Raw genomic sequence first — 7,297 nt, 5'->3', positions numbered from 1 at the left:
TTTCGCTTATGCTTAACTGCTTATAGCTTAATGCGCTATGTTTTAAGCTTTCGCTTATGCTTAACTGCTTATAGCTTAACGCGCTATCTTTTAAGCTTTCGCTTATGCTTAACTGCTTATAGCTTAATCCGCTATCTTTTAGGAGGTTTCATTATGCACAGAAGCACAAAAAAAGTACTGGAAATAATAACAGACAGTTTAACAGACAGTTTAACAGACAGCAGCACGCCCCCTACCCTGCGGGAGATTGCAAAAAAAGCGGGTTTTTCATCCACCTGGCCGGTACGCTACCACCTTAAAAAACTGGCGGAAGACGGATTTATAAAGATGAAAAAGAACCTGTCACGCGGAATAGAACTGGTGTCAGTTCAGACCGGCATTCCCCTTCTGGGCAAAATAAGCGCGGGGCTTCCCATTTACGCCACGGAAAATGTGGAACGCCACATTCACAGCGTTGTGGATATTTTCGGGGTAAAAGACATGTTTGCCCTGTCCGTAAAAGGCGACAGCATGATAAACGCCGGCATACTTGACGGCGATATTGTTTTTGTAAGAAAACAGCCGTCCGCGGACGAAGGTGAAATTGTAGCCGCTCTTATAGGCGAAGAAGCCACGGTAAAACGCTTCTACAAATCCAAAGACGGCGTGAAACTTGTGGCGGAAAATCCAAACTACAAACCGATATTATCAAAAGAAGCCGTGGTCATGGGAAAAGTGGTCGGCGTAATGAGGAAATGCTGATGTCCGCGGAAAAAATAAATGAAAAAATAAAAGCCGGAGTGGTCTTTGGCACAACCGGCCCCGTGCCGCGCTGGTTTACATGGCGCAAAAAGAAAATACTTATCACTTCCGTTAATTACAACTGGAAAAGCACGGACGGAAAATCTGTAATTCTGCACTTTGCGGTAACAGCGGATTCCGGCAGTTATGAACTTTCTTTTAACCGCGATTCCATGGAATGGAAACTGATGAAGTCAGAGATTTTATGAACTCTTCCCCGCCTTCTGCACGCACTATTTTGCTGGTGGATATGAACGCCTATTTCGCCTCTGTGGAACAGCAGTGCAACCCGGCTTTGCGCGGAAAGCCTGTCGCGGTCTGCGGCGAAGGGCGCACGGTAATAGTCACCGCCTCATACGAGGCACGCGCCTTTGGCGTAAAGACCGGCATGACCCTTCCTGAAGCACGGCAGATATGCCCCGGCCTTATCCCCGTGCAGGGCGACCTTGATAAATATATTGAAACCTCCCTTCGCATACACAAAATACTTCTTGATTACACGGATATGGTGGAAGTCTTTTCAATAGATGAATGTTTTATGGATGTCACGGCCACGCAACACCTTTTTGGCGGAGCAGTTAACATAGCGCGCGAAATAAAAAACAGAATAAAAAAAGAGTTTGGTTTATTGTGTTCCGTAGGAATAGGCCCCAACCGCGTGGTTTCAAAAATAGCCGGCAAGATGCACAAACCCGACGGCCTGACAATAATGAATAAAGAAGACATTCCCGCGGTATTTAAAAACATGCCTGTGGAAAAACTGCAGGGCGTGGGCATAGGCCCGCGCGTGGCGGAAAAGCTTTATTTTCTTGGAATAAAAACAGCCGCGGAACTTGGCGAAGCTCCGGTGCAGCTTTTAAAATCACAATTCGGGATACTTGGCAGGATATACAAAGCCATAGGAATGGGCCTTGACGACACACCCGTGGCAAAATACGGCGATGAAAAACCGGTGAAATCAGTCGGACACAGCCACACCCTTGCGGCAGACACCGCGGATATTAATGTGATATATTCATACCTTTTAATGCTGTGCGAAAAAACAGGTTTCCGCCTGCGCGGATACAAACTTACCGCGCGGACCGCCGCCCTTTATGTAAGGTTCTCGGACTTTACCGGTTTTTCACAAAGAAAGACATTTAAACATTACTTTGATTCCGGCGAAGAAATTTTTAAATGCGCAAAGGAAATTTTTGAATCCCTTTTACCTTTAAAAAAAGAGGTGCGCCTGCTTGGAATAAGCGTCGGAAATTTATCAGCAGCAGCCGGCCAGTCATTTTTATTTGAAAACGACGAGAAAAAAAGGCAGTTAACCCGCGCAGTTGATGAAATAAACACAAAACACGGCGATTTCACGGTAAAGCCCGCTTTATTGATTACCGCGGAAAAGTTCGGTATACTTGAAAGGTGCGGGATAATAAGTACAAGGATATGGAAGAAATAGATGGATGCTTAGAGGCTTGGAGGCTTGGCAAGTACAGTCCTTAAAGCAGGCTTGTCAGTTTGGCTGATTTTACCAAGCATCCAACCATCCAAGCGTCCAAGCGTCAGAATTATTTAAAATCGGGGGGTACTATGGCATCAGGTAATATAAAGATAGGGACATCCGGTTTTTCTTTTCCGGACTGGAGAAAAGGCGTGGTATACCCACAGGGTCTTTCCCAAAAAGAAGAGCTTTTATACTACAGCCGCGACCTTGAATTTGACACGCTGGAGATTAACGCATCTTACTACACCATAATGACTGAAAAAACCATTGCCTCAATTGAACAGAAAACACCGGACAACTTTGAATTTGTAGTCAAAGGATATAAAGGCTTTACCCACGACCCTTTTGATACACGGCTGGGCGCCAAAAAGCCGTCCATACAGAAAGCCTTTCATGATATTGAAAAATTTATATCTTCCCTTTCTCCGCTTCGGGAAGCGGAAAAACTTGGCTGCGTACTGCTTCAGTTTCCTGTATTTTTTAATCCGTGCAAAGACTCCTATGAATACATAAGCAGCTGCAGGAAAGCTTTTAAAGAAATTCCGCTTGTCATAGAATTCAGAAACAAGTCCTGGGCCAAAGATGATACCTTTGATTTTCTAAGGGGCAATGACCTTGGCTACTGCGCGGTGGACGAACCCAAACAGCCCCGCCTTATGCCATTTATTAACGAGATAACTTCCGGCACTGCTTATTTCCGCCTGCACGGCAGAAGCGAAAAATGGTTTAACGCGCCGATGGAGGAAAGATATAATTACCTGTATTCGGATGATGAACTGTCGGATTTCATTCCGGAAATAAAAAAGATGGCGTCAAACGCCGTCAAAACATATATCTTTTTTAACAACTGCCACGCGGGCTCCGCGGTGAAAAACGCGCAGAGGTTAAAACAGCTGCTTAAAAAGCAGGGAGTGTTGTTTTAACTAACCTACAAACAGGCTTTTTGTGGAAAACTGCGGGTCGCTTGTAAGGTTAACTCCAAGCCTTTTCAAGCCTGCTTCATCGCCGGGTGTCGGCAGATGCGATATGTGGACTTCGCACCCCCTTAATTCCGTCAGCTTTTCCATTGCGGCTTTGGCCGTAGGGTTAGTGGCGGCGCTTATGCTTAACGCTATAAGGGTTTCGTCCAGATCAAGGCTTACTGTTTTTTTCTTTAAGATATCTTTTTTGAAAGCGCTTATGGATTCCGTGATAAAAGGCGCCAGCACGTGTATTTTATCCGGGATTTCCGCCATTTGTTTTATGGCATTTAAAATCACGCTTGAAGCGGCATGCATTGTCGGGGAATTTTTGCCCGCTATAATCGTTCCGTCTTTTAACTCTATTGCCGCTCCGCAGTAGATTCCTTCATTGCCCTTATTTTTCTTTTCGCCTTCCTGTGATGCCTGCCTTGCCGGTATAACAACGCTTCTGTCTTCGGGTTTAACGTCAAGTTCTTCCATCAGAAGTTCCGCGCGCTCCACCGCGTCTTTATCTGTCAGCCCCATCATGTATTCGCACTTACACCTGAAATAACGCCTTATCACTTCCTGCTTTGCGGCTTCCTGCGTTACCGCATCATTAACAATGCCAAAACCCGCCCTGTTCACACCCATGTCCGTGGGCGACTTATAAACATCTTTTTCATCCATTATTTTTTTCAGAATTCTTCTTATGACAGGAAAACATTCCACGTCGCGGTTGTAATTAACCGCCGTTTCTTTATACGCTTCAAGGTGAAAAGGGTCAATAAGGTTAAAATCTTTTATGTCAATTGTCGCGGCTTCGTACGCCACATTCACCGGGTGCTTTAAAGGCAGGTTCCATATCGGGAAAGTCTCAAACTTTGAATAAGCGGATTTTATTCCGCGCTTGTGGTCATGGTATAACTGCGACAGGCATGTTGCAAGTTTTCCGCTGTTGGGTCCCGGTCCGGTTACAACTATCAGCTTCTTGTCTGTTTCTATGTAATCATTTGCGCCGTAGCCCTCATCGCTAACAATAAGGTCGACATCGGTCGGATAACCTTTTGTGAATTTATGGGCGTAAACCTTTACCCCCATCCGCTCCAGCTTGTTTTTAAACTGCCGGGCAGATACCTGGCCTTCAAACCTTGTTATTACAACACCCAGCACATCAAGCTGGCGTTCCCTTAAATCATCAATAAGTTTTAAAACATCCATATCATAGGTTATGCCAAAATCAGCCCTCATCTTTTTTACTTCAATAGCCCCGGCATAGATGGCTATAAGGATGCCCGCTTTATCCTTCATTTTTTGCAGCAGCCTAAGTTTGACATTAGGGTCATACCCCGGAAGCACGCGCGCGGCGTGGTAATCAAACATAAGTTTTCCGCCGAATTCAAGGTAAAGCTTCTGTGATTTATTAACCCGCTCAAGTATGAAAGAGGTCTGTTCGTTTAAATATTTTTCATTATCAAATCCATTTTTTAATACCATAGCTTCTCCTGCAGAAGTTTATGTATTTTTCTTCATTTGGGTTATTATAGTATAACGGCTTTAAAAGTTTTTCAAGGGTAATATTTACTGACGCCGCAGTTATTACATACTTGGATTTGTTATTACGGCAAGCACAGGAGCGCGTCCCTTAAATTAAAAAATAAGTTTCAATCACCCATAAATCGAATAATTTATCCTAGCCTTGCCCCCATGCTTTGCGGCATACATAAGGTCGTCGGATTTTTTTATTACGTCATCAACTGACCGCGTAGGTTTCAGGAAAGTAACAACGCCAAAACTGAAAGTAATAAAACTGTGTTTTTTTCTCATTACATCATTAAGCATTCTGTATATTTTCCCTGTTATTTTTTTCGCCTTTGAAGGCCCCGCTTCTATAAGAAGAATACCAAACTCATCCCCCCCAAGCCTTGCCACCATATCAGTGGGCCTTATATGTTTTCTTATTATATGGGCAATATCCACAAGCAGCATATCGCCTGCCTTATGGCCATACATGTCATTAACCGATTTAAAATTATCCACATCAAAATATACTACGGTAAACGGTTCTTTATACCTTTTTAAGCGCTTCAATTCCATCTCCACATATTTAAAAAACCCCCTGCTGTTGGAAATCTTTGTCAGAAAATCCTCATTCGCAAGCCTTATTTCCATAACCAGAAAGTTTCTTACGGTATTAACAAGGACAGAAAAAGCCATAAAAAGAATTATCCTTGCCGCGGTGTTAATATAAGGTATAAACGGCTGTGAATAGCTTCTTCCGGAGAACAAATCCCCCACAAACCATACAATTGCGGCAAAAACAGATATGATAATTCCGTAGCTTTTCTTTCCAAACCACGCCGCAGCCATTACAGGAATTATATATAATATGGAAAAGGTGAATTCATATTCAATAAAAACCCCAAGCCATCCTAAAAGCACACAAAAGGCCATGCATGCGGCAATTAAATAACCCGTGTTTATGCTCTTTAGCCACTTTTCCAAATCCGCGTTTTGTGCCATACAACCCACCTCCATACTAATTATAACAGTAATTACCGTTTAAACCCCGTAAAAATAAAAAACCCGGCACTTTATATCAGTGCCGGGTTTTGGATATTAAAAGAATTTACTTATTGTCAGCCAATCAAACCCTTTTATCCAAAGGGGTATATTCAAGTTTAATGTCGCCGGTATACACGGCGCGCGGCCTGAAAAGCCTGTTCTTAGGCAGGTATTCCAGTATCCTTGCCGTCCATCCGGAAATTCTTGAAGCGGCAAAGATAGGCGTAAACATCGCGGTTTCAATTCCCATCGCCTTATATATAAGCCCAGAGTAAAAATCCACGTTTGGGAATATCTTTTTTTCTTTTCCAAGTTCCCTTACTATTATACTGTCAAGCATAGTGGCTGTATCAACAAGGGGTTTAATTTCCGGCCTTTTGTCCACCATAAAACGCACCAGCGGCCCGAACACCCTTGCGCGCGGGTCATACGCCTTATAAACCCTGTGCCCAAAACCCATAACTTTTCTTTTTGACTCCCTTACCTTTTTAAACCATTCTTCGGCATTTTCCGGCCCGCCTATTTCTTCAAGGTCATACAATACCTTTTCATTGGCGCCGCCGTGAAGCGAACCTTTTAAACTTGTAATTGCCGCCACAATAGAACTGTACATGTCGGTCAGCGTGGAATTGGCAACCATTCCCGTAAAAGTGGAAGCGTTCATTCCATGATCGGCGTGCAGTATAAGGGCTATATCCATTATTTTTTCCGTTACCGCGTCCGGTTTTTTTCCGGTCATCATGTATAAAAAATTGGCAGCGTGGCTTAAACCGGGGTCCTGCTTTACCGGTTTTTTTCCGGCCCTTATACGCGCTATTACGGCCACAAGCGATGATACCTGCGCTATAAGCTTTATGGCAATTTCTTCCTGATTGGCTACAGAAATATCTTCCGTCTTTTCGTCAATAGCGCCAAGCATTCCGACTGCCATATACAGGCTTATCATAGGGTGAGTATTGATACTTGTGGTTAACCTTAAAGCGTCAAACACTTCGTATGGCAGTTCCCTGTAAGAAATAAGTTTTGCCTTAAAATCATTTAATTCCTGATTATTCGGAAGTTTGCCATAAAGCAGAAGGTAAGAAGTCTCTTCAAACGTGGAATAATCTGAAAGCTGAAAGCAGTCAAAACCCCTGTATACAAGATGCCCGTTAACACCGTCAACATAACCCACCTTGCTTTCACAGGCAATTGCGCCTTCAAGGCCTTTGTTGATAGACGCGGAAACAGGCCATTCAACCGAAGATGCTATTACCGCGCCAACCTCGCTCTGATTTTCTGTTGCTACAAGTTTAGCCGCTTCCCTGATAGTCTCTTTAATCTTTGCTACGCTCATTTTTAATGCCTCCTTACCTGATTTGTTAAGCAAACCATAATAAAGATTTATAAACGATGTGTCAACCAAAACCGATAAAATATTTTTAGCGTTTTCGTAAGTTTTCGTAGGTACTCATAAATAAAAAAATGCCATAAGCAGTAAACTTATGGCATTTTAACCTGTTTTCTTGAAATTTATAAACAA

General features: G+C 43.3%; 7 protein-coding genes. 4 read left to right on the top strand and 3 right to left on the bottom strand.

Annotated features, from left to right (window positions below; all coding sequences use genetic code 11):
• Positions 1-153 precede the first annotated feature (153 nt).
• The 4 genes from lexA (at position 154) to JXR81_03905 (ending at position 3,192) form a co-directional block, all read left to right on the top strand.
• On the top strand, positions 154-741 hold the full coding sequence (gene lexA / locus JXR81_03920) for a transcriptional repressor LexA (protein MBN2753995.1): 588 nt from the start codon (positions 154-156) through the stop codon (positions 739-741).
• On the top strand, positions 741-989 hold the full coding sequence (locus JXR81_03915) for a hypothetical protein (protein MBN2753994.1): 249 nt from the start codon (positions 741-743) through the stop codon (positions 987-989). Before lexA ends, JXR81_03915 begins: the two co-directional genes overlap by 1 nt.
• Positions 959-2,224 carry a DNA polymerase IV gene (gene dinB / locus JXR81_03910; GenBank protein ID MBN2753993.1) on the top strand — a complete coding sequence of 422 codons (1,266 nt, stop codon included), beginning with the start codon at positions 959-961 and terminating at the stop codon, positions 2,222-2,224. The genes JXR81_03915 and dinB overlap by 31 nt, the downstream gene beginning before the upstream one ends.
• Positions 2,225-2,355: 131 nt before the next feature.
• A complete protein-coding gene (locus JXR81_03905; protein ID MBN2753992.1) occupies positions 2,356-3,192 on the top strand; it encodes a DUF72 domain-containing protein in 837 nt (278 codons plus the stop codon).
• Here the strand turns inward: JXR81_03905 and JXR81_03900 are convergent, their stop codons facing one another.
• The 3 genes from JXR81_03900 to JXR81_03890 form a co-directional block, all read right to left on the bottom strand.
• Positions 3,193-4,707, bottom strand: a complete 1,515-nt coding sequence (locus JXR81_03900; GenBank protein ID MBN2753991.1) for a DUF1846 domain-containing protein — start codon at positions 4,705-4,707, stop codon at positions 3,193-3,195.
• Between the two features lie 171 nt (positions 4,708-4,878).
• Entirely contained in the window at positions 4,879-5,733 is an 855-nt protein-coding gene (locus JXR81_03895; protein MBN2753990.1) for a diguanylate cyclase, read from the bottom strand.
• 124 nt (positions 5,734-5,857) lie between these two features.
• Positions 5,858-7,111, bottom strand: a complete 1,254-nt coding sequence (locus JXR81_03890; GenBank protein MBN2753989.1) for a citrate synthase/methylcitrate synthase — start codon at positions 7,109-7,111, stop codon at positions 5,858-5,860.
• Between the last annotated feature and the right edge of the window lie 186 nt (positions 7,112-7,297).

This window comes from Candidatus Goldiibacteriota bacterium (genome assembly GCA_016937715.1).
Lineage (GTDB): Bacteria > Oederibacteriota > PGYV01 > PGYV01 > PGYV01 > PGYV01.
Note: the sequence above shows the minus strand (reverse complement) of the source record. Positions and strands in the feature narration are given on the sequence as shown.